This window comes from Ancylobacter novellus DSM 506 (assembly GCF_000092925.1).
GTDB lineage: Bacteria > Pseudomonadota > Alphaproteobacteria > Rhizobiales > Xanthobacteraceae > Ancylobacter > Ancylobacter novellus.
Window position 1 is genome coordinate 3,971,725 of record NC_014217.1, and the last position, 21,223, is coordinate 3,992,947.

The 21,223-nt window shown below is 68.3% G+C and carries 16 protein-coding genes; 10 read left to right on the plus strand and 6 right to left on the minus strand.

Annotated features, from left to right (window positions below; genetic code table 11):
• Positions 1–45 precede the first annotated feature (45 nt).
• The gene (locus SNOV_RS18685) at positions 46–603 is read left to right on the plus strand and encodes a hypothetical protein (RefSeq protein WP_187291074.1); all 558 of its coding nucleotides are present in this window, start codon (positions 46–48) and stop codon (positions 601–603) included.
• Between the two features lie 10 nt (positions 604–613).
• Here the strand turns inward: SNOV_RS18685 and SNOV_RS18690 are convergent, their stop codons facing one another.
• Positions 614–1,819 carry a lipase family protein gene (locus SNOV_RS18690; protein WP_049785759.1) on the minus strand — a complete coding sequence of 402 codons (1,206 nt, stop codon included), beginning with the start codon at positions 1,817–1,819 and terminating at the stop codon, positions 614–616.
• Between the two features lie 326 nt (positions 1,820–2,145).
• Here SNOV_RS18690 and SNOV_RS18695 point away from each other — a divergent pair, with 326 nt between their 5' ends.
• Positions 2,146–2,346, plus strand: coding sequence for a hypothetical protein (locus SNOV_RS18695; RefSeq protein ID WP_013168532.1), 201 nt, complete (start codon positions 2,146–2,148; stop codon positions 2,344–2,346).
• Positions 2,347–2,421: 75 nt separating this feature from the next.
• Here the strand turns inward: SNOV_RS18695 and SNOV_RS18700 are convergent, their stop codons facing one another.
• Entirely contained in the window at positions 2,422–3,417 is a 996-nt protein-coding gene (locus SNOV_RS18700) for an AraC family transcriptional regulator (RefSeq protein WP_041782412.1), read from the minus strand.
• An 83-nt stretch (positions 3,418–3,500) separates the two neighbouring features.
• Here SNOV_RS18700 and SNOV_RS18705 point away from each other — a divergent pair, with 83 nt between their 5' ends.
• The 6 genes from SNOV_RS18705 (at position 3,501) to SNOV_RS18730 (ending at position 10,668) form a co-directional block, all read left to right on the plus strand.
• Positions 3,501–4,781 carry an MFS transporter gene (locus SNOV_RS18705; protein WP_013168534.1) on the plus strand — a complete coding sequence of 427 codons (1,281 nt, stop codon included), beginning with the start codon at positions 3,501–3,503 and terminating at the stop codon, positions 4,779–4,781.
• Positions 4,782–4,909: 128 nt separating this feature from the next.
• Positions 4,910–5,836 (plus strand): alpha/beta hydrolase family protein, encoded by a 927-nt coding sequence (locus tag SNOV_RS18710; RefSeq protein WP_013168535.1) that lies wholly within the window; start codon positions 4,910–4,912, stop codon positions 5,834–5,836.
• Positions 5,837–5,975: 139 nt separating this feature from the next.
• On the plus strand, positions 5,976–6,914 hold the full coding sequence (locus tag SNOV_RS18715) for a glycosyltransferase family 2 protein (RefSeq protein WP_013168536.1): 939 nt from the start codon (positions 5,976–5,978) through the stop codon (positions 6,912–6,914).
• 28 nt (positions 6,915–6,942) lie between these two features.
• Positions 6,943–7,587 (plus strand): class I SAM-dependent methyltransferase, encoded by a 645-nt coding sequence (locus tag SNOV_RS18720; protein WP_013168537.1) that lies wholly within the window; start codon positions 6,943–6,945, stop codon positions 7,585–7,587.
• A gap of 10 nt (positions 7,588–7,597) precedes the next feature.
• Entirely contained in the window at positions 7,598–8,449 is an 852-nt protein-coding gene (locus SNOV_RS18725) for a hypothetical protein (RefSeq protein WP_013168538.1), read from the plus strand.
• Positions 8,446–10,668: a hypothetical protein gene (locus SNOV_RS18730; RefSeq protein WP_013168539.1), complete on the plus strand. Its 2,223-nt coding sequence runs from the start codon at positions 8,446–8,448 to the stop codon at positions 10,666–10,668. The genes SNOV_RS18725 and SNOV_RS18730 overlap by 4 nt, the downstream gene beginning before the upstream one ends.
• Here SNOV_RS18730 and SNOV_RS18735 read toward each other — a convergent pair.
• The 4 genes from SNOV_RS18735 to SNOV_RS18750 all read right to left on the minus strand — a co-directional run bounded on the left by SNOV_RS18735 (position 10,644) and on the right by SNOV_RS18750 (position 18,261).
• On the minus strand, positions 10,644–14,369 hold the full coding sequence (locus SNOV_RS18735) for a glycosyltransferase (RefSeq protein WP_013168540.1): 3,726 nt from the start codon (positions 14,367–14,369) through the stop codon (positions 10,644–10,646). The genes SNOV_RS18730 and SNOV_RS18735 overlap by 25 nt on opposite strands.
• A gap of 1 nt (position 14,370) precedes the next feature.
• Positions 14,371–15,615 (minus strand): FkbM family methyltransferase, encoded by a 1,245-nt coding sequence (locus tag SNOV_RS22720; RefSeq protein ID WP_013168541.1) that lies wholly within the window; start codon positions 15,613–15,615, stop codon positions 14,371–14,373.
• Positions 15,616–15,777: 162 nt separating this feature from the next.
• Positions 15,778–16,794: a GDP-mannose 4,6-dehydratase gene (gene gmd / locus SNOV_RS18745; RefSeq protein ID WP_013168542.1), complete on the minus strand. Its 1,017-nt coding sequence runs from the start codon at positions 16,792–16,794 to the stop codon at positions 15,778–15,780.
• A gap of 96 nt (positions 16,795–16,890) precedes the next feature.
• On the minus strand, positions 16,891–18,261 hold the full coding sequence (locus SNOV_RS18750; protein ID WP_013168543.1) for a phosphohexomutase domain-containing protein: 1,371 nt from the start codon (positions 18,259–18,261) through the stop codon (positions 16,891–16,893).
• Positions 18,262–18,420: 159 nt separating this feature from the next.
• Here SNOV_RS18750 and SNOV_RS18755 point away from each other — a divergent pair, with 159 nt between their 5' ends.
• Together SNOV_RS18755 and SNOV_RS18760 are read left to right on the plus strand one after the other, a co-directional pair.
• Positions 18,421–19,863 carry a mannose-1-phosphate guanylyltransferase/mannose-6-phosphate isomerase gene (locus SNOV_RS18755; protein WP_013168544.1) on the plus strand — a complete coding sequence of 481 codons (1,443 nt, stop codon included), beginning with the start codon at positions 18,421–18,423 and terminating at the stop codon, positions 19,861–19,863.
• A 122-nt stretch (positions 19,864–19,985) separates the two neighbouring features.
• Positions 19,986–21,218 (plus strand): glycosyltransferase, encoded by a 1,233-nt coding sequence (locus SNOV_RS18760; protein ID WP_013168545.1) that lies wholly within the window; start codon positions 19,986–19,988, stop codon positions 21,216–21,218.
• Positions 21,219–21,223 lie beyond the last annotated feature (5 nt).

A 21,223-nucleotide genomic window follows, 5' to 3' on the forward strand; every position in this document is an offset into this window, starting at 1 on the left:
CGGATGGATGACCATCCCGACGATAAGACGCATCATCGCCCCGGAATGTCCGACAGCGACCGAGCTCCCGATCCGCTTCCCGCCCGGTCGCCCGGCCCGCGCCGGCGATACCCGTTCTTCAGGACGCTCGGCACCGCGCTCGGCTGGATCTTCCGCCTCGTCGCCGCCCTCGTCATCATCCTCGACGAGCTGGTGCGGCCGATCTACCGCCCGCTGCTCGCCCGCCTCGCCGCGCTCGGCATCATGCAGGCCTTCGAGCGCTGGATCGGGAAGCTGCCGGCGCTTGCCGTGCTGATCCTGCTGCTGGTGCCCTACGCCATCGTCGAGCCGCTGAAGTTCCTCGGCCTCGTCTGGGCCGCCGACGGCTGGCCGAAACGCGGCACGGCACTGTTCCTCATCGCCCATCTCGTCAGCTTCGTGCTGATCGAGCGCGTCTTCACCGCCGGCCGGCCGCAGCTCATGACGATTCGCTGGATGGCCTGGGTGATCGACACCGCCAATGCCGTGCGCCGCCGCATCGTCGTCGCGCTGCGCCTGGAGGCGGCGAAGCGCTGGATCCGGCGCGCCTTTCGCCGCCTGCGCGCGGAGCTGCGCGGGCTCTAGATTCAATAAGCTAGCGCGAGCGTTCCCTCGCCGCGAGGGTCGCACAGTCGCTTATCGGCCGCGCGCCGGACAGCCGGGCGGCGAGCCAGTCCGTCGCCGCGCTGGCGCTCGCCGTCGCCGCATCGCCATGCGAGGCGAAGGGAACTTCCCGATAGTCGAGCTTGACCCCGTCGCGGCAGAGCTGGCGGGCGAAGTCCCGTGTCGCCGCTGGCGCGACGAGCGCGTCGCCCTCGCCCTGGGCGAGGAAGACCGGCACGCCGCGCCGCGGCTGCGCCGAGTTCATGGCGATCACGCGGCCCCAGTCCGCGCGGTGCGCGGCGCCGGGCTGCAGGAAGCCGGTCTGGCCGTAGGTCAGCGCCGCCAGACCCAGCGCCAGCCGCTCGGGCAGGCCGATGCTGCACAGCGTGGCGATGCGCGCCACCGTCGGCACCGCTTCGGGCCGGACGACCTCGCCGAGCGGCAGGCCATAGGAGCGGCTCCACGACCAGGCGGCGAAGGAGGCGACGACGTCGCCGGCCGGCGTGCCGATATCCGACGCCAGCAGGCGGCGAAGCTGGGTCGGCGCCGACACCGCGGCCACGCCCTCCAGCCGCAGCTCCGGCGCGTAGCTGCGGGCGACCTGCCCGGCGAAGAGCGAGGCCTGACCGCCTTCCGAGAAGCCCCAGGTCGCGTAGCGGCTGCCGGCGTGGAGGCCGGGAAGCGCGCGGGCGGCGCGCACCGCGTCGATCATCGCATGCGCCGCGCTGCGGCCGTCGAGATAGGGATGGACGCTGCCCTCGCCGAGCCCCTGATAGTCGGTCGCCACCACGACATAACCGTCCGCGAGCAGTTGCTGCAGGCCGCTGATGGAGCGGAAATCGTGCTGCGGCATGAGCGAGGGCGCGCAGCCCGGCGCGATGCCGGTCGTGCCGTGGCCCCAGGAGACCACCGGCCGCGGCGCCCGGCTCTCCTGCGGCCCGGCGGCGATGACGCCGGAGACGGCGACGGGCCGGCCGGCATCGCTGCGCGAACGGTAGATAATGCGGTAGGCGACGCTGGCGCCGGGCGGCGGGGCAACCGGCTCGGCGCGGATCAGCGTGCCAGCGCGGCCCGGCAGCTCGGCCGGCGCGACGGAATAGAAGCCTTCCTGGACGGGGCCGGCCGGATGGGGACCCGCCGCATAGGGATCGCCCGGATTGCTCGCCTGCGCGAGGCCCGGCCAGAGAGACAGGACCATCGCGGCGACACAGGCCGTCCTCGCACCCTTGCACCACGTCATCATCGGGCCCTCGACTAGCGCCCGGCACTCGCCGGGTCATGCGCCGCCGGATCGGCAGCGGCTCGATTTGAGGAGCGGCGCGAGGCGCGGTCTTTCGAAAGCGCGCCAACTCTGTCGGCGGCGCCCGGTAGGTCCCCTTGGGGCACCTATGCCAAGATATGACGGTCACAGCCGAACTTATGACGGCGCTAAGCCCAGGCATGATGTCGGCGGCCGGAGCCCGTCCCTATCCTCCTTACATGACTGGACGCCCCCCAACGGTCCAGCGATCAAGGAGAACCACCATGAACAAGTTCCTCACCCTCGCCGTCCTGTCCGCCACCGTCGCCCTGGGCGCCGTTTCCGTCGCCGACGCCGCCACCTATTACGGCCCCCGCCAGCCGGTCGTCGTGGAAGGCCGCAACGCTGCCGACACCTTCGCCGCGCGCAACGGCGCCGCGGCGATCCAGAACCAGGTCGAGCTCGACGCCCGCGCGACTCGCTGAGTTCAGCCGTCGGACATCACGCCTTCGGGCGTGGACATTGATCGGCCCGATCGCAGGATCGGGCCGATTGTGTTTTCAGGGATTGGGTACCGCATCGCTGCGCAGCGCCCCGGGCGGATGGCCGGTGACGCGCTTGAAGGCCCGGCTGAAGGCCGCCTGCGAGCCATAGCCGAGCCGATGCGCGGCGACCTCGATCGGCATGCGGTCGCGGCCGATCCATTGCGCGGCGAGCCGCATGCGCAGCTCGGTCAGGTAGCGCAGCGGCGTCATGCCGGTCACCTCGAGGAAGCGCTCGGCGAAGACCGAGCGCGACGCGCCCATCTCGGCGGCGAGCTCCGCCACCGTCCAGTCGCGGCCGGGATCGCGGTGCACGGCGGCGATCACCCGGCCGAGGCGCGGGTCGCGCAGCGCCGAGATCCAGCCGCTGGCGTCGCCGCAGCCGCATTCCACCCAGGCGCGGACGATGAAGGCGGAGACGACGTCGGCGAGCCGCGCGAGTACGCCGGCAAAGCCCGCCCGGTCGCCCCGCGTCTCCCGTTCCATCGCCTCCAGCATGGGCATTATCTCGGGATAGCGGCCGAGCAGCGTGCCGGCGAACATTTGCTCCGGCATCAGCGCGATGAGCGGGTTCATGCCGCCGAGATCGAACTCCATGCAGCCGCTGAAGACCAGGACCCGCGTGGTCGGGCAGATCTCCCCGGCGCAGGCCTTGATGGCGCTGACGCTCGGGCAGAGCGGCGCGGCGGCATAGGCCGACACGTCCCGGCACGGCAGTTCCGGCTCCGAGACGAGGTCGTGCACGCCGCCGCGCGGCAGCAGCACCGCGTCCCCCGTCGCCATCTCGTGCATGGTGCCGTCGGCACGGCGCAGGAACACCGGCCCCTGCGCGACGAAATGGAATTGCGCGCGCCCTTCCGCCAGGCCGAAGCGCAGCCCGAAGGGCGGGGAAAGCTCGATGCGGCGATAGTCGATGCCGACGAGGCGCATGCCCATCAGCAGCTCGCTCACCAGATCGGCGGTGAGACGGCCCACGCGGCCATTGCTGCCATTGCCGGACGAATGATCAATCATCTCGGAATTGATGACATGGATCGTCCGGCGAATCCAGCCTATCTGGTGTTGCAACGCACAACGCTTCTCCGAAAGGACTCCCAATGAGCGACGCATTGCAGTGGCAGGAGGCCGCCGCCGACGCGGGCGCGCTTGCCGGCCCCGCGCCGGCTCTCGACGCCGCGGCCGAGCCGTCCGCCTTCGACATGCCGGCACCTGTCGAACAGACCATCGCGCCGGCCTGGGCCGCCGTGTTCTCACTGACGCTCGGCGTGTTCGGGCTGGTGACGGCGGAATTCCTGCCCGCCAGCCTGCTCACGCCGATGGCGACCGATCTCGGCATCACCGAAGGCGCCGCCGGCCAGGCGGTCACCGCCACCGCCACCGTGGCGCTGGTGGCGAGCCTCCTCGTCTCGGCGGCGACGCGGCGCATCGACCGGCGCATCGTGCTGCTGGCCTTCACCCTCCTGCTGATCGTCTCCAACCTCCTGGTCGCCTTCGCGCCGGACCTCGCCTCGCTGATCGTCGGGCGCGTGCTGCTCGGCGCGGCACTGGGCGGCTTCTGGGCGATGTCGGCGGCGCTCGCCATGCGCCTCGTTCCAGAGGCATTGGTGCCGCGCGCGCTGTCGCTCATGTTCAGCGGCGTCTCCGCCGCCACCATCTTCGCCGCGCCGGTCGGCTCCTATGTCGGCGACCTGCTCGGCTGGCGCGCCGTGTTCCTGATCGCCGCGGGGCTCGCGGTCGCCACGCTGGCCTTCCAGCTCGCCACCCTGCCGAAGATGCCGCCGGCCGGCACGGCGGGCCTGCGCACCCTTATCGAGGTGCTGCGCCGGCCGCGCATCGGCATCGGCCTGTTTTCGGCGCTGCTGGTCTTCGCCGGGCACTTCGCCTTCTTCACCTATATCCGTCCCTTCCTGGAGACGGTGTCGGGGGTCGGCATCAGCGCGGTGTCCGGCATTCTGCTCGGCTTCGGCGTGGCCAATTTCGCCGGCACGTTGCTCGCCGGGCCGGTGCTGGAGCGCAGCCTGCGCCTCGCCCTCGTCTCCATGCCGCTGCTCATGGGCGCGCTCGGCCTGGGTCTCGCGACACTGCAGAGCACGCCGCTGGCGGACTCGCTGATGGTGGCGATCTGGGGCCTCGCCTTCGGCGCCGTGCCGGTCGCCTGGTCGACCTGGCTCACCCGCACCGTGCCCGACCAGGCCGAGACCGCCGGCGGCCTCCTGGTGGCGGCGGTGCAGCTCGCCATCTCCATCGGCGCGGCCGGCGGCGGCATGATCTTCGACGCCAGCGGCGCGCAGGCGGTGTTCGCCGCCGCCAGCGCGGTGCTCCTCGTCGCGGCGCTGATCATCCTCGTCAGCGTACGCTCGCGCCCCACGCCGGCCTGACATCGCCGGCCTGACATCACTGGCGGGCGGCGCGTCGCGGCGCCGTCGCCGGACCCGATGCATACTAACGAGTCGATGTACATTGATCGGGCCCGCCTCTAGCGTCTCGCGCATCGACGAGGGACGCCATGCTCGAGGCCGAGCCGCACACCGTTGAGATTCCTTGCCGCGACGGCGTGGTGCTGGGCGGGCATTTCTGGCCCGGACGCCGGCGCGGCGCCGCCGGCGCGGTCGTCGTCAATCCCGCCACCGGCGTGCTCGCGCGCTATTATCACCTCTACGCCCGCTTCCTCGCCGGCCACGGCTTCGACGTGCTCACTTTCGATTATCGCGGCATCGGCGCCTCGCGTCCGGCGAGCCTGCGCGGTTCCGGCTATCGCTGGCGCGACTGGGGCGAGAAGGATGTCGACGCCGCGCTCGGCTTCATGGCGCGGCAGGCGCGCTCGGGCTCGCTCATGGTGGTCGGCCACAGCATTGGCGGCTTCCTGCCGGGAATGGCCGAGAACGGCCGGCTGATCGCGCGCATGCTCACCGTCGGCGCGCAATATGCCTGGTGGCCGGACTATGCGCCGCGCCGGCGGCTGCCTCTGCTGCTGAAATGGCATGTCGCCATGCCGGCGGCGACCGCGTTGTACGGCTATTTTCCCGGAAGGCGGCTCGGCTGGCTGGAGGACCTGCCGGCCGGCGTGGCGCATGAATGGAGCTTCCGCGGCCCCCGCTTCGAGACCAGCCATCCGCGCGCCGAGCGCGCCGACGTGCTGTTCCGCATGGCGAGCGTGCGGGCGGCGATCCTCGCCGTCTCGGTCACCGACGACGAGTTCGGCACCATCCCGGCGGTGCGCCGCGGGCTGCGCTACTACACCAATGCGGCCCGCACGCTGGTGCGGATCGCTCCGGCCGACTATGGCCGCGACGCCATCGGGCATTTCGAGCTGTTCCACGACAGCCACGCCGCCGGCTTCTGGCTCGACACGCTGATCTGGCTGCGCGACGGCCGCAACCCCTGGCCGCGTCAGGTGGTGGAAGCCGACGGGACGGGCCGGAGCGCGGTCTGATGCCGGCATCGAGGCCCTGATTCTCAGCCGCCGCGTTCCGCACGAAAGCGTGAAGCCGGGTATTCCTACGGCGGCGTCGTTTGTTTATGGATGGTTCCTCAAGGGACACCAACCTCTCCAGCGGGGCCGCGCACCGTACATGAAGCTCATCATCCAGATCCCCTGCTACAACGAGGCGGAAACACTCGCCATCGCGCTGGCCGAACTGCCGCGTCAGGTCGAGGGCTTCGATGTCGTCGAGTGGCTGGTGATCGACGATGGCAGCAGCGACGACACGGCCGCCATCGCGCGCGCCAACGGCGTCGACCATGTCGTGCGCCACAGCGTCAATCTGGGCCTCGCCCGCGGCTTCATGACCGGGCTCAACGCCTGCCTGCGCCTCGGCGCCGACGTGATCGTCAACACCGACGCCGACAACCAGTACAACGCCGCCGACATTCCCGCCCTGGTCGCGCCGGTGCTGGAAGGGCGCGCGGACATCGTGGTCGGCGCGCGCCCCATCGCCACCATCGAGCATTTCTCGCCGGTCAAGAAGCTCTTGCAGAAGCTCGGCAGCTGGGTCGTCCGGGTGGCGAGCAAGACCGACATCCCCGACGCGCCGAGCGGCTTCCGCGCCATCTCGCGCGACGCGGCGCAGCAGCTCATCGTCTTCAACAACTACACCTACACGCTCGAGACCATCATCCAGGCCGGCCAGCGCGGCATCCCGATCGTCTCCGTGCCGGTGCGGGTGAACGGCGACCTGCGCCCCTCGCGGCTGGTCAAGAGCATCCCGTCCTATCTGCGCCGCTCGATCGCGACGATCATCCGCATCTTCGTCATCTACCGGCCGTTCCGCTTCTTCGGCACCATCGGCGCGGTGCTCTTCGCGCTGGGCACGTTGATCGGCCTGCGCTTCGTGTGGTTCTTCCTGGAAGGCAGCGGCGAAGGCCACGTTCAGTCGCTCATCCTCGGCAGCATCCTGCTCGGCATGGGCTTCCAGACCATCTTGATCGCCTTCGTCGCCGACCTCCTGGCCGCCAATCGCCGGCTGATGGAAGAGGTGCGGTACGCGCAGAAGAAGCAGAGCCAGGCATAGCCGGCCGGAACAGGACCAGACCGGACAGATGAAGATCGCGGGCGGACTGAAGGAAGACGACATCGCCATCGGCAATGTCTTCGACAAATACGGGTCGCGTAACCCCGTCGTGCGCTATCTGATGCAGGGCTTCTCCGACAGCCTGTCGGGCTTCGTCGGCATGGCGGCGCCGAAGACGATCCACGAGGTCGGGTGCGGCGAGGGCTACTGGACCAACCAGTGGAACGCCATGGGCATAAAGGCCCGCGGCAGCGACTTCTCCTCGCAGGTCATCGACATGGCCCGCGCCAACGCGCAGACCATCGGCGTCCCCTCGGACATCTTCAGCGTCAAGAGCATCTATGAGCTGAAGGCGCCGGAGGACAGCGCCGACCTCATCGTGTGCTGCGAGGTGATGGAGCATCTCGAGCAGCCGGAGGCGGCGCTGGAGACGCTGAAGGGGATCGTCACCGACCATCTCATCATCAGCGTGCCGCGCGAACCGTTGTGGCGTGCGATGAACATGGCGCGCGGCAAGTACCTCACCTCGCTCGGCAATACCGAGGGTCACATCCAGCACTGGTCCAAGGCGGGGATCACCGGCCTGGTCTCGCGCTATTTCGACGTCATCGAGGTCCGCTCGCCCATCCCGTGGACGATGATGCTGTGCCGCGCCCGCAGCACGCGCGGCTAGCTGCGGGCCGATGAAACGCCTGCTGCACTGGGCCGGCGGCGCCTTGGCGATCATCGGCGGCGTGTTCGTGGTCCTGCGCCTGCGCCAGCACGCGGCCGGCATCGATTTCGAGCGGCTGACCGGCGCGCATCTGGCGGTGCTCGTCCTGCTCGCCATGGTCTATGGCGGCGCCAACACCTTCCTGGCGCTGGCCTGGCGCAACCTGCTCGCCTTCTGCCGGGAGACGACGACCCGGCGCTGGGCGATCTATGCCTATGGCAGCTCGCAGCTCGCCAAATACATCCCCGGCAACATCTTCCAGTTCGCCGGCCGCCTCGCCATCGGCATGGCGGACGGCTACGGAGGATGGGCGCTGGCGCGCTCGACGCTGTGGGAGCTCGGGCTCATCTCCGTCGCCGGGGCGATCTATGGCTGCCTGGCGCTGAACCTCGTCTTCAAGGACATTCCCACCTTCGCCAGCCTGCTCGCCTTCGCCCTCGCGCTGGCGGCTGCGATCGCGCTGTCCGCCCGCTTCCTCTCGCGCCACGTCGCCATCGCGCTGGGTGAGCAAGCGCTGTTCCTGGCGCTGTCGGGCGCGGTGTTCGTCGGCTGCCTCGTGATCGCCGCGCCGGAGATCGACGCCGCGCCCGGACGGCTGGTGGCGGTGGCCGGCGCCTTCGTGCTGTCGTGGCTGGTCGGGCTGGTGACGCCCGGCGCCCCCGCCGGCCTCGGCGTGCGCGAGGCGGTGCTGCTGGTGCTGCTCGCCGGCATCGGCACCGAGCCGGAGGTGCTGCTGGCGGTCCTGCTCGGACGCATTGTCAACGTGGTCGGCGATGCGCTTTTCTTCGGCGTGGGAACGGCGTTGGGGCGCATGCGGAAATGAACGGGCCAATACCGAAACTGACGATCGGCGTTTATCTGGCGCTCCTCCCTGCGCTGGCGCTCGCATGGACGCTATACGGAGCCTTGCCCGGCATCGCCGTACCGACCCTTGGCCAGGCCGTATGGGCCTCCGGCTTTTCGCTGTCCTTTGCCGACAGTTTTCCGCCGAGCCTTTTCGCCGTTCATTTCGGCGCGCCCGAGCCGGCATCGATCGCCTTCGGGCTCGCCGGTGCCTATCCTGCCGCACTGTTCATCGCAGCGGGGATGCACCCTGCCGATGCCTATTCCGCGATGACGGCCTTCTGGATCACCGTCGCCTTTCTGTCGGCCTGGCGGATCGCGCTTCGCCTGCAGCTCGGCCCCTATCTCGCCATTCTCGCCGCTCTCCTCTGGATCAGCATGCCGGTCGGCTGGAGACATACCGGCTTCTCGATGGTCTCGATCGGCATCGCCTTGCTGCCGTTCTATTTCCTCGCCGTCGTGCGGCTGGTCTTTCCGTTCGATCGCGAGATCCGGGGACGGATCGGCATCGCCGCCTTCTATCTCGCCGCCTGCTTCGTCGCCGTGTTCATGGACGGCTACACCTTCATGATGTTCGCGGTCGGCGCGGGCCTGTTCCTGCTCGGCGCATTCATCGCCATGCCGGAGTGCAGGAGATATCTCCTGCTGTTCGGCGCGCCTCTTCACGCGGGCTCGTTCATCCTGGCCTACCTCGCCTATGTCGCCTATATCGGCAAGCCGCAGTTCGAACCCGCGTCCATTCCCTTCTTCAGGGGTTGGGGTGCCGACGTCACCTTCTTCCTCTGGCCGTCGAGGGGCGTCCTGTGGATATGGGACATGCTCGGGCTGAGCGAGGCGCGCACGTCTGCGCGCTATTTCGGCGATGCCTCGGTCTGGATCACCACCTTCATCCTGCCGGTGGCGGTCGTCGGTGTCGCGGCATGGTTCGTGACCCGATCGAAAGGATGGGTCGCGACGGCGATCCTGCTGATTGCTCTGTTCGGCCTCTATATGTCGCTCGGACCCTCGCTCAAATTCGCCTCCGTCCGGCCGCCGGACATGTCCGTCGACCAGGCGCTCATGCCGGGCAATCTGGCGATCGGCTCGACCGGAAGCGCCATTCTGTCGAAGAACGTTCCCGGCTTCCGAAACATGCGCGCCTCCTACCGCTGGGTTGCGCTGGCATTCTTCGGCTTCTGGATGCTCACGGTGCTGCTGATGGCGCACCTCGCCAAGGGCCGGCGCCCCTTCTTCGCGATCCTGCTCGCGGGGCTGCTGATCGTCGGCAACCTCCCGCATCCGCTGAGATACTGGCGGGAGACAACCACAAACCGCGCGAGCTTCATGGCGATCGACCGTGATCTGGTCACGGATATGCGCCAGACGCTCCGGCCGGGCGAGATGGTGGCCTTCCTGCCCTATGGGAATGACTTCTTCGTCAACTATCTCGCGCCCTCGGTCGGCGTCCGCAGCTACAACATCGGCGGCGACAAGAACCTATCTCTCGCACGGCGAGAGTGGCCGCCGGTCATGCGCCGGTTTTCGGCAGGCGAGCTCGACGCGGATTTTGCCCGCCGTGTCCTGCTGCTGCTTGCAAGAAGGGAGGCCGACGCGGTCGTGCTCCCTTATATCGATCTGCTGTGGGCTGCCCATTCGTGGCCGAGCCCGCCCGTGTTCCGCGAGAGCATGGAATCCATCCTCGAGGAGCTTGCGAGCACGGGATTGCTGACCGTCGACAAGCGGGACAACTATGCCGTGGTCAGGCTCGCTCCCGCCTTCGCCGCCGCTGCCGACCAGCAGGCGCTGAATGACAGCATCCGCCGGCTGCGCTGGAACGCTCCGGATTCCCTAGGCACCGACAGCTTCAATGCGCAGACGCCCCACCAGGTCGGCGAACTGACGGCAGGCACGCTCCGCACCACCAGCCAGACGGGATTCCTCTACCATGGTCCGTATCTCCCGGCCGAAGCCGGCACGTATCGCCTGACGGTCAAGGGCACGCTTGAAACGCCGGCGGGAGCCTGGATCGATGTGACCTCGTCAAAGGGCACCATCAATCACGGCCGTTTCCCCATCACCCGTCACGGTGCAGCCAGCGGCTTGATACTCGACGAGACGGTACAGCTCGCCGGTTCTGCAGCTGACGTCGAAATCCGGCTCTGGGTAAGCGATCAAACCGACCTGACCCTTACGGGCTACCGCTTCGAGAAGGCGGACTGACAAGCGGTTTGCGGCGCGGATTCAACCTCCACCCCTACCGCGCGCAGCAACTGCCCGGCGCTGTCCTGCCAGGTGAGCCACGGCATCGCGTCGGAGCGGACATGCCGTCCCTCGCGGAAAGCAGCAAGCCAGAGCTCGATCGCCTGCGCGAGAGCCTCCGGCGCCTCGCCGTCGAAATAGGCGGCGTGCACGCCGGCGATCTCGCGGAACACCGGCAGGCCGCGGGCAAGGATGGGCAGCTTGTGCTGCGCCGCCTCGATCAGCGGCAATCCGAAACCCTCGCCCTCGCTGGCGGCGATGAGGCAGCTACTGGCGGCATAGAGGCGTTCGAGATATTCGTCGCTGACCTCGTCCGGCCAGAACAGGCGGCGCCCAAGCTCGGGGTGTCGTCGCAGCCGGTCGATGAGGTCGCCCATGGTCCATCCGGGCTTGCCGACGATCACCAGATTGACGTCGATCCCCTTGGCCCACAGCGCCTCGAAGGCGGCGAGAGTCTGCCCGTAGCCCTTGCGCGGTTCCACCGTGCCGACCGCGAGGAAGGTGGGGCATCGCTTAAGCCGGGCGAGCACGTCTTCGGCATCCGCCGGAAGGCCGCGGGTCGGCGCGGAGTTCGTCACGTCGGCGCCGAGATGGAACCAGCCGATCTCCAGCGGAACCTTGCGCGCCGGCCCGCTCTCGACCATCCAGGCGGCGAGATCGTCGGCGACGGCCCTGGAGATGCAGATGGCGCCGTCGAGCGAGGCCACCATCGAGAGCCATTTCACGAACCAGCGCGTGTCGCTGTTGAAGTGCTGCGGCATGCGCACGGGCAGGAGATCGTACACGACGTGCACGACCTTCACCCCCATGGCGCGCATGCGGTCGACCTCGGCCTGCGCGAATTCATCCCTGAAGGCATCGAGATCGAGCCCCAGGAAAACATCGCCCGGGAAAGCATCGATCGGCTCTTCCGGCAGCGAGGTCTTCGCGATGCAACCCAGCGTCTCGGAGAATCGCAGGGCGACGACATATTGGCCCTCGGCCGCCCGACGCACAGGTACGACCGAGAACGAGGCATGGGATCGCGACAGCAGCGCCTGCACGATGGCGCGCGTGACGCGCTGGATCCCCGTCCGCGCGTCCAGCTCGGCAATGTAGCTGACGTCGATGAACAGGGATGGCCTGCGCGGCCGCGGCGGGAAGCTCGAGGCGAGCGCGGACGCCAGCGCTCGATCGTGCCCCGCCTCGGGACGAGACGGCGCCAGCCGATCGGTCAGGCCGAGAACCGCGCGCCGGAGCGGCGTATTGAAGGCTTCGATGGCGTCCCGGTACATCCGTGCGGCGCGGGGCGGCGCGTGCCGGTCCGCGATCAGCGCGCGGGCCGCCGCGCCGAGGCGCTGGCGCAGATCGGGTGCCTCCGCAAGGCGAACGAGGGCCTTCGCCAGGTCTGGGATCTCGAACTGATCGGGAATGAGCCAAACCGCATCGGCGTCGAGTTCCGCCATGGCGCCGTTGGCATTGGCGATGAGCGGCAGTCCGTGCCTCATGCAGTCGAGCGCGGCAGCGGAGGTCTCGCCACGCGACATGGTTCGCAGCTGCACGGCGATATCGGCCGCCTGCTGGTAGCGATGATAGGTGTCCGCATCGACCCAGCCGGTGACCTCGACCTGGTTCTTCAGGCCGAACGTGCGGCTCAACTGCTCGACGCGATGGCTGTAGGCTTCGCCCGCGCGGCCGACGAGGACCAGCTTCGCCCGGGGACCGAGCTTTGCGACGGCCGAGGCGAAGGCCTCGACGAGCTCAACCGTCAGCTTGTTCGGGGTGACGTCGCCGAACGAACAGATGACCAGCTGATCATCCGCCAGTCCGAGCTGGCGCCGCGCCTCCAGGCGGGCGGCGTCATCGCCGTCGGCCGATCGGCGCAGCAACGGGACGACGGCCCAGTCGCGGGCGGCGTCGGCGCCGTACCATTGTTCGGCCAGCCGCTTCGACCATTCGCTGTGGACGATGATGCCCGCCGCATTCTGCAGGACGGAAAGATTGCCCGGAAAGGTCCAGACGCCGTGCTCTTCGCTGTCGGGGCGGGCGAGCGCGGCCAATCCCTCGACGCCATGGCTGTGCAGCACCGACTGCATCCAGTTGTTCATGCCCCGGTACATCTGGATGCCAGACAGGAAGAAATCATGGAGGACGAGGACGCCGGGAATGGTCTCCAGCAACTCGAACATGTGCTCGTGGAACGGCGAATTGCCGAAATGATAGAGGATGCGATCGAACCGGCCGGCATTTCGGCGGAACCAGCCGACGTTCCGGACGGGCAGGTTTTCGACGATCCAGGGATCCGAAACGTCGTCCTGGCTGACGACCACCTCGATCTCGTAATGCTCCGCCAGCGCCGGAAGCAGGTCGGCGCTGTAATCGGCGATACCGGACCGCTCCGGCGGCAGCGGCGAGATGAAGGCGAGGCGAGGCTTGCCGGGCGAGGCATCCGGCAGCGGCTGTCCGCGCGTCCCGAAGGAGGCTTCCAGCGCCTCGATGGCACGGATGGCCGTCGCATCCCAGTTGAAGTGCCTCGCCTGCGACAGCCCATGGGCTTCCAGCCGAACGCGATAGGCGTCGTCGGTCAGGACCCGCTCGATCTTCGCCGCGATATCGGCCTCGTCGCGCGGATCGAACAGCGCCTCGTCGCAGCCGACGACCTCGGGAAGGCTCGACGTGTTGGACGCGATCACCGCCCGGCCGCACTGCATCGCCTCCAGCGCCGGCAGGCCGAAGCCTTCATGCAGGCTCGGGAACACGAAGGCCTTGCAGCCATTGTAGAGGACGGCCAGATCCTCGTCCGGCACGAAGCCGGTCATGACGAGCGACGATTCGGGCAGTCCCACGGAAGCGGCGAGCGCGGTCAACCGCTTCCTGTCGTGCGCGCTCGCCTTGCAGACGATGGCGAGCTGATGCGCCTGTCGCACCGGGCCGGGCAGGTGGGCGAAGGCGCGGATCAGCCCTTCGATGTTCTTCCGGGGATCGATGCCGCCCGTGTACATCAGGTAGTCCCGCGACAGGGAATATCCCTGCCGAAGAAGCTCCCGGTCCTGCGGCGAGACAGCGGCCTGCCGGAACTGCGTCCCGGCGGCGGTGGAGATGTTCGCGACGCGCTGCCGGTCCCAGCCCAGCGCCGTCACGGCCTCCTCGGCGGCCGACTGCGAGATCGAGAGGAGCTGGTCGGCACGTCGAAGATGCCCGAGCTTCTCGTGGTACCACGCGCGCACCACGTCGTTCGCGAGGTAGACCTTCTCGTTGAGCAGCGGGATCAGGTCGTACAGCACGACCGCCGTCGGCAGTGGAACCAGCCGCCCGACACTGGTGACGACATCGTCGCCCAGCCCCTCGAACAGGCTTGTCACCAGCACCGCATCCGGCTCCAGCGATGCCAGAAACGCCTCGCGGAGCAGCTCCGCATCCTGCCGGCGCCGTTCATTGGCCGTCTCGTGCCAGGCCAGCGGGCCGGGGGCCGTCCAGACGCGGATCGCCTCGCGCGGAAGCACCCCGTCGAACGCCGCGCGGATATCCTCGATCGTGTCGCGGAAATGACCGTTGAGCGCGATCAGTACCTCGTGCTCGCCGCGATGGCGGGCGATGCCGAGCGCGAGTTCGAGCGAATAGCGGCCGATGCCGCGACGGCAATTGTCGCCCTGGGCGCCCTGTAGGTCGATGACGATGCGCACGTCAGGCCTCCGGCCGGCGCGTCTGCGAGGCGTCGAGACGCTTCTGGAAATAGCGGGCGCGGGGCGAGAGCTCGGCGGGCGCCGACGGTGCACTCTCCAGCCCCGTGCCGGCACCGGGGAACGCGACGGCCTTCGGCAGCGCCTGGTAGCCGGGGCTGGCCATCCACATCCGGAAGAAGCTGCGCGGCTGGCCGTCGCGGCGCAGCACCCAGCGCCGGAACAGGCCGCGCGGCTTGCCGCTATTGTGGAACATCAGGCGCCGGAACGTCTTCTTCGGCTTTCCCGACGCCCGGAACAGCAGCCGCTCCAGGATGCTGCGGCGGATGAGATAGTCGACATGGCGGCTCGTCCGCCGTGCCTCTCCGCTGATCTCGTCAAGGGCGCGCCGCAGCTCGGTCCGCTCATCGGAAAGGCGGGCCAGCCGGCCGGCCGCCTCATCCAGGCGCCGCTCGAGGCCCGCCTGCCGGTTCGCCCACCGGGCCGCCAGTTGGTCGAGCGCTTCCCTCAGTTCGGCGACCTCGCCCGAAAGGCGTTCGACTTTCTCGATCTCCATTTGCCGCGCGCCCAGAATGAAACCATCGAAAACATTAGGCGGAGCGTCGAAGCAATCGGCGAGGGCGCGATGTTCACCGGCGACGTAATAGCGATTCAAGCCGTCCCAGTAGACGAATGCATAGCCGGCTTGGATCAGCGTCTCCTCCCACTCGGCGTGGGTCGAGATCTGAGTGTTCGGCCGCGTCGCCTCGACCACGACGATCCATGGCCGGTGACGCGACCAGTCCGCGCCGCGCAGCACCGCCGCCTCATGGCCCTCCACGTCGATCTTGAGGAAATGGACCACCTGCCCCGCGGGCACGTGCTCGTCCCACAGACGGGCGAGCGTCCGCGCCGGCACCTTGATGGGGTTCAGTGCCCAGCCAGCATCGACGTGCCCTTTCGCGATCGAGGAATCGACCGTCGTCAGGCCGCTCTCCTCGATCACGCTCAGCTCGATCTCGCCGTCGAAATCGCTAACGGCGACGCCGAGATTGATGTCCCGCGGCCGCGCCGCCACGAGCTCAGCCAGATAATGCGGGTTCGGCTCGATGTTGAGGCCGTGCCAGCCCCTCTCGCTGAAGGCGCGGGTGACGCTGTCGAGGTCCGGGGAGAAGGCGCCGACATCGATGTAGAAGCCGTGCTCCACATGCTTGAGCGCACGCCAGATCATGACGTCTTCAAAGTTCTGCGCATAAGATATGAACGTCACGGCGCCTCACGCAGTTCGTTCGCCCGGCATCTTCGGCCTCAGCAAAGACCCTGCCATTCGCCCGCGGGTGGCGCCGGAAAATCCCCGCCCGCGCGGGCCACCGCGCGCCAGGAAGGGCGCGCGGGGATCCTTCGTTCATGTGCGCGGAACAGTGCGCACCGATCAGACCCGCCAGTCGTCGTAGTCGGATCTCGCCATCATCCCCGCGAGCTCGCGGATGCCGACCTTCGGCTCCCAGCCCAGCTTGGTCCGCGCCTTGGTGGCGTCGCCGAGCAGGAGATCGACTTCCGCCGGGCGGTAGAACTTCGGATTGACCTTGATCGCCACCTTGCCGCTCTTGCGGTCGACGGCCTGCTCGGTCTCCTCGGCGCCGGACCATTCGAGATCGAGGTCGAGCGCCTCGGCGGCGAAGCTGACGAAGTCGCGGATCGGCGTGGTGACGCCGGTGGCGAGCACATAGTCGTCGGCCTTGTCCTGCTGCAGCATCCGCCACATGCCGTCGACATAGTCGCCGGCGAAGCCCCAGTCGCGCTTGGCGTTCAGGTTGCCCAGCTCGACCGGCACATGCTGGCCATGGGCGAAGCGCGCCAGGCCCAGCGTGATCTTGCGGGTGACGAATTCGGAACCGCGCAGCGGGCTCTCATGGTTGAACAGGATGCCCGAGGAGGCATGCAGCCCGAAGGATTCGCGGTAGTTGATGGTGATGAAGTGCCCGTACACCTTGGCCACGCCATAGGGCGAGCGCGGGTAGAGCGGCGTCTCCTCGTTCTGCGGCACGGCCCGCACCAGGCCGAACATCTCCGAGGTCGAGGCCTGGTAGAAGCGCGCCTCGGGCGTGAAGGTGCGGATCGCATCGAGAAGGCGCACGACGCCGAGGCCGTTCACGTCCGCCGCGTAGATCGGCTGCTCCCAGGACGAGCCGACGAAGCTCTGCGCCGCGAGGTTGTAGACCTCGTCGAAGGCGGTGCCGCGGATAAGGCGCGTGATGTTATTGACCTCGCTGAGGTCGAAATCGACGTATTCGATGTCGTCGGCGATCCCGAGCTTCTGCAGGCGCGCGATCTCGATCTGGGAATTGCGACGTATCGCGCCGGTTACCTTGTAACCCTTCTCCAGAAGCAATTTGGCGAGGTAGGAACCGTCCTGCCCGCTCACCCCCGTGACCAACGCCTTCTTCACCGAAAACCCCCTTTGGGACCACAATCTTCGGTCCGCAGGTAACCATACTCGTCCGTGATGTCCAGCCGCGGGAACGGCTGGACATCCGGCAATTCGTCAGGGGGTAGCCGAGGACCGGATAAGGTCGGTCAGCTCCGCCACCCGGCGCTCGATCATGCCGTCCTGCGCCCGCGCCTCCACATTGAGCCGCAGCAGGGGCTCGGTGTTGGACTTGCGCAGGTTCAGCCGCCAGTCGGCGAAGGCCAGCGACAGGCCGTCGGTTTCGTCGCGTGCCGGCTCCTGGCCCGACAGTGCCGCCTCGACGCGGGCGATGGCCGCCTCCGGATCGGCGATGCGGAAGTTGATCTCGCCCGAGGACGGGAAGGCCGCCATGCGGTCGGACACCAGCTCGGACAGGCTCTTACCCGTCCGGCCCATCAGCTCCGCGACCAGCAGCCAGGGGATCATCCCGGAATCGCAGGCCATGAAGTCGCGGAAATAGTGATGCGCCGACATCTCGCCGCCATAGATGGCGCCGGTGTCGCGCAGCGCCTGCTTGAGGAAGGCGTGGCCGGTGCGCGCCTGCACCGCGTTGCCGCCGGCCCGCGCCACCACATGCTGGGTGTTCCAGACGACGCGCGGGTCGTGCACGATGGTCGCGCCCGGCTCCTTGGTCAGGAACACCTCGGCGAGCAGCCCGACGATATATTCGCCGGGAATGAAGCGGCCGGTGTGGTCGAACAGGAAGCAGCGGTCGAAATCGCCGTCCCAGGCGACGCCCATGTCGGCGCCGGCGGCCACCACCGCCTGCCCGGTGACCGGCTGGTTCTCCGGCAGCAGCGGGTTGGGAATGCCGTTAGGGAAGCTGCCGTCCGGCTCATGGTGCAGCCGCAGGAAGCTCAGCGGCGCGCCACGGGCGGCAAGGCCCTCGGCGATGGCGTCGAAGGTCGGCCCCGCCGCGCCGTTGCCGGCATTGACCAGGATGGTCAGGGGACGCAGCGCCGCCATGTCGACGAAGGAGAGCACGCGCTCCACATAGGCCGCGCGCGCGCCTTCCGCCGGGACGACATGCCCGCCCGGCCGCGACGGCAGCGCCGGGCCTTCCGCCAGCATCTTGATCGCCGCGAGCCCGGTGGCGGTGTCGAGCGGGGCGGAACCCTTCCGCACCAGCTTCATGCCGTTATAGTCCATCGGGTTGTGCGAGGCGGTGACCTCGATACCGCCATCCGCGGCAAAATGCGTCACCGCGAAATACATCTCCTCCGTGCCGCACAGGCCGAGGTCCAACACCTCGGCACCGCCGGCGACGAGACCCTCGATGCAGGCGTCGGCCAGCGACTCGGACGAGGCGCGGCAGTCGCGCCCGATGATCACGCGTCGCGCCGAGAGGGCTTCGACGAAAGCACGCCCGATGCGGCGGGCGATATCCTCATTAAGTTCTTCTCCCAGACGTCCGCGAATGTCATAAGCCTTGAAACAGGTGAGCATAGGCATGGCACTCCATCGATCGGTGAAAGCGTCGCTCTGCTGCGGTGCGGTAGCCAACTCTGTCGAAGGATCGTGGTCAAGTCATTTTGGTCGTCTTGCGTTCTAGACCCCGGCCGGCCAAGATAGCTCATTTCATCATCGCAGATCATCACGTGGCCCATGGCGAACCTTTACCCTGTTCTTCTATGCGGCGGCTCCGGAACACGTTTATGGCCGCTCTCCCGCAAAAGTTTTCCCAAGCAGTTCGTCAAGCTGGGCGACGGTGAAACGCTCTTTCAGGCGGCGGCGCGGCGGATGGCCGGCCCGAAGATCATGCCGCCGCTGATCATTACGAACTCCGACTTCCGCTTCATCGTCACCGAGCAGCTCGCCGAAGCCGGGATCGAGGCCGGTCCCATCCTCATCGAACCCAGCCCGCGCAACACCGCCCCGGCGATTCTTGCTGCAGTGCAATACCTCGCCGCCCGCGATCCGGATGCGGCGATGCTGGTCATGCCGTCCGACCAGGTCATGCCCGACCGCGACGCCTTTGTGCGCGCGGTCGAGGCCGGCCTCGCAGCGGCGGAGGACGGCCAGATTGTCACTTTCGGCATCAAGCCGACCCGGCCGGAGACCGGCTATGGCTGGCTGGAGCTCGCCCATCCGCCGGCGGGCGACCAGCCGGCGGCGATCCCGCTCAAGCGATTCGTCGAGAAGCCCGCCGCCGACCGCGCCGCGACCATGCTCGCGGATGGGCGCTATCTGTGGAACGCCGGCATCTTCCTGATGTCGGTGAAGACCGCGCTCAAAGCCTTCGAGGCGCATCTGCCGGACATGCTGGCGCCGGTGAAGCGCGCGGTGAGCGAGGCGCAGGCCGACCTCGGCTTCCTGCGGCTCGCGCCGGCACCGTGGCAGCTGGCGGAGGAGATCTCTGTCGACTACGCCATCATGGAGCGCTCGTCGAACCTGCAGGTCGTGCCCTTCGACGGCGACTGGTCGGACCTCGGCGACTGGTCGTCGGTGCTGCGCGAGGGCGGGCCGAACGAGAACGGCGTCGCCGCGCATGGCCCGGTCACCGCCATCGACTGCGAGGAATCGCTGCTGCGCTCGGAGGCCGAGGGGCTGGAGCTCGTCGGCATCGGGCTGAAGGACATGCTGGTCGTCGCCATGCCCGACGCGGTGCTGGTGGCCGACCGCTCGCGGGCGCAGGACGTCAAGCAGGCGGTCACCGCGCTGAAGGCCAAGGGATCGCGCCAGGCCGAGCATTTCCCGCGTGACCACCGCCCCTGGGGCTGGTTCGAGACGCTGGTGCTGGGCGACCGCTTCCAGGTCAAGCGGATCGTCGTGCACCCCGGCGCGTCGCTGTCGCTGCAGAGCCATTTCCACCGCTCCGAGCACTGGATCGTCGTCTCCGGCACGGCGCGCATCACGGTGGACAACGAGGCGCGGCTGCTGACGGAGAACCAGTCCGTCTACATCCCGCTCGGCGCCGTCCACCGCATGGAGAATCCCGGCAAGGTGCCGATGGTGCTGATCGAGGTGCAGACCGGCACCTATCTTGGCGAAGACGACATCGTTCGCTATGAAGATGTCTATGCGCGTGGCCAGGGAGCAAAGGGCTGAGCGAGCACGGGGCCAAGAAGATTCCGGGTGACGCGAAGCTTATCGCCGGGCCGGACAGCCCGGACGATGCGACGGCAATCGATGGAATCTCGAATGTCGCGTCCGACAGTCATAATAATACCATGAAGTCCGGCAGCGACGCGTCGGTTCGACATGCCTTTGTTCCGGCGGGGCGCCGGGAAAGACGCAGCGCGCGCCGGCGCTTCGGCCATGTCGTCGAGGACCTGCTGACCGAGGTCGGCATCGGCGAGGGCTACAAGACCCGCCAGCGTTTCGGCCTCGACGTCGTCGGCTATCTGCTGTCCGAGATCGGGCTCGGCGAGGCGGCGCGCCTGCTGGTCGGCGCGCTCGATGCCGCGCAGATCCCCTCAAGGCTGGTCAACGTGCCGCTGCCCGGCCGCCAGGCCGACGATCGGCTGGCGGGCCGTCTCGCCGCCTCCGACAAGCACGCCGCGGCGCTGTCGATCTTCGGCCTGATCGACCTGCGGACCTTTGCCGACCGCGCCTCCCGGCACCAGGTCAACATCGCCTATCCCTATTGGGAGCTGCCGACGGCGCCGTCCTCGGTGCGGCCGATCTTCGACCGCTTCGACGCCTATTGGGCGCCGACGACCTTCATCCGCGACATGCTCACCGCCGAGCAGAACCGGCCCGTGCGCCTCATCCCGCAGCCGGTCCGCCTGTCGCCGCGGCCGCCGCCCATGCTGACCTTCGAGGGGCCGCTGCGGGTGCTCAGCTTCTTCGACTACGACTCGGTGATGACGCGCAAGAACCCGCTCGGCGCGGTGCATGCCTTCATGGCCGCCTTCCCGGTCGTGAAGTCGGATGTCCAGCTCGTCATCAAGGCGCGCGGCAACCTGCGCACCGAGGCGCAGGAGCGGCTCTACGAGCTCATCGAACGCGATCCGCGCATCGTCATCATCGACGAGACCCTCACCCGCGAGGGCATGGATGCGCTGATGGCGAGCTGCCACGTCTTCCTGTCGCTGCACCGCTCGGAAGGCTTCGGCCTCGGCTGCGCCGAGGCGCTGGCGAGCGGCAAGATCGTCGTCGCCACCAATTTCGGCGGGCCGCGCGACATGATCACCCCCGCCACCGGCTATCCGGTGGCCTTCCGCCCGGTGCGGCTGGCGCCGGACGACTATCCGGAGTCGGAAGGCAGCTACTGGGCGGAGCCCGACGTCTCCCACGCCGCCGAGATCCTGCGCGCCATCTATGACCGCCCGGCCGAGGCCGCGGCCAAGCCACGCGCCGGCTATGCCTATCTCAAAGCCAACCATTCCTTCGAGGTGGTCGGCACGAGGATCGCGCAGGCGCTGCGGGAACTCGACCAGAGCACTGTGCGCAAAGGCTGAAGGCT

What these genes read in the sequence shown, in the direction of transcription:
- SNOV_RS18685 (WP_187291074.1), top strand. Translation starts at nt 46, where the DNA reads ATGTCCGACAGCGACCGAGCTCCCGATCCGCTTCCCGCCCGGTCGCCC.
- SNOV_RS18690 (WP_049785759.1), bottom strand. Translation starts at nt 1,819, where the DNA reads ATGGTCCTGTCTCTCTGGCCGGGCCTCGCGCAGGCGAGCAATCCGGGC.
- SNOV_RS18695 (WP_013168532.1), top strand. Translation starts at nt 2,146, where the DNA reads ATGAACAAGTTCCTCACCCTCGCCGTCCTGTCCGCCACCGTCGCCCTG.
- SNOV_RS18700 (WP_041782412.1), bottom strand. Translation starts at nt 3,417, where the DNA reads ATGATTGATCATTCGTCCGGCAATGGCAGCAATGGCCGCGTGGGCCGT.
- SNOV_RS18705 (WP_013168534.1), top strand. Translation starts at nt 3,501, where the DNA reads ATGAGCGACGCATTGCAGTGGCAGGAGGCCGCCGCCGACGCGGGCGCG.
- SNOV_RS18710 (WP_013168535.1), top strand. Translation starts at nt 4,910, where the DNA reads ATGCTCGAGGCCGAGCCGCACACCGTTGAGATTCCTTGCCGCGACGGC.
- SNOV_RS18715 (WP_013168536.1), top strand. Translation starts at nt 5,976, where the DNA reads ATGAAGCTCATCATCCAGATCCCCTGCTACAACGAGGCGGAAACACTC.
- SNOV_RS18720 (WP_013168537.1), top strand. Translation starts at nt 6,943, where the DNA reads ATGAAGATCGCGGGCGGACTGAAGGAAGACGACATCGCCATCGGCAAT.
- SNOV_RS18725 (WP_013168538.1), top strand. Translation starts at nt 7,598, where the DNA reads ATGAAACGCCTGCTGCACTGGGCCGGCGGCGCCTTGGCGATCATCGGC.
- SNOV_RS18730 (WP_013168539.1), top strand. Translation starts at nt 8,446, where the DNA reads ATGAACGGGCCAATACCGAAACTGACGATCGGCGTTTATCTGGCGCTC.
- SNOV_RS18750 (WP_013168543.1), bottom strand. Translation starts at nt 18,261, where the DNA reads ATGCTCACCTGTTTCAAGGCTTATGACATTCGCGGACGTCTGGGAGAA.
- SNOV_RS18755 (WP_013168544.1), top strand. Translation starts at nt 18,421, where the DNA reads ATGGCGAACCTTTACCCTGTTCTTCTATGCGGCGGCTCCGGAACACGT.
- SNOV_RS18760 (WP_013168545.1), top strand. Translation starts at nt 19,986, where the DNA reads ATGAAGTCCGGCAGCGACGCGTCGGTTCGACATGCCTTTGTTCCGGCG.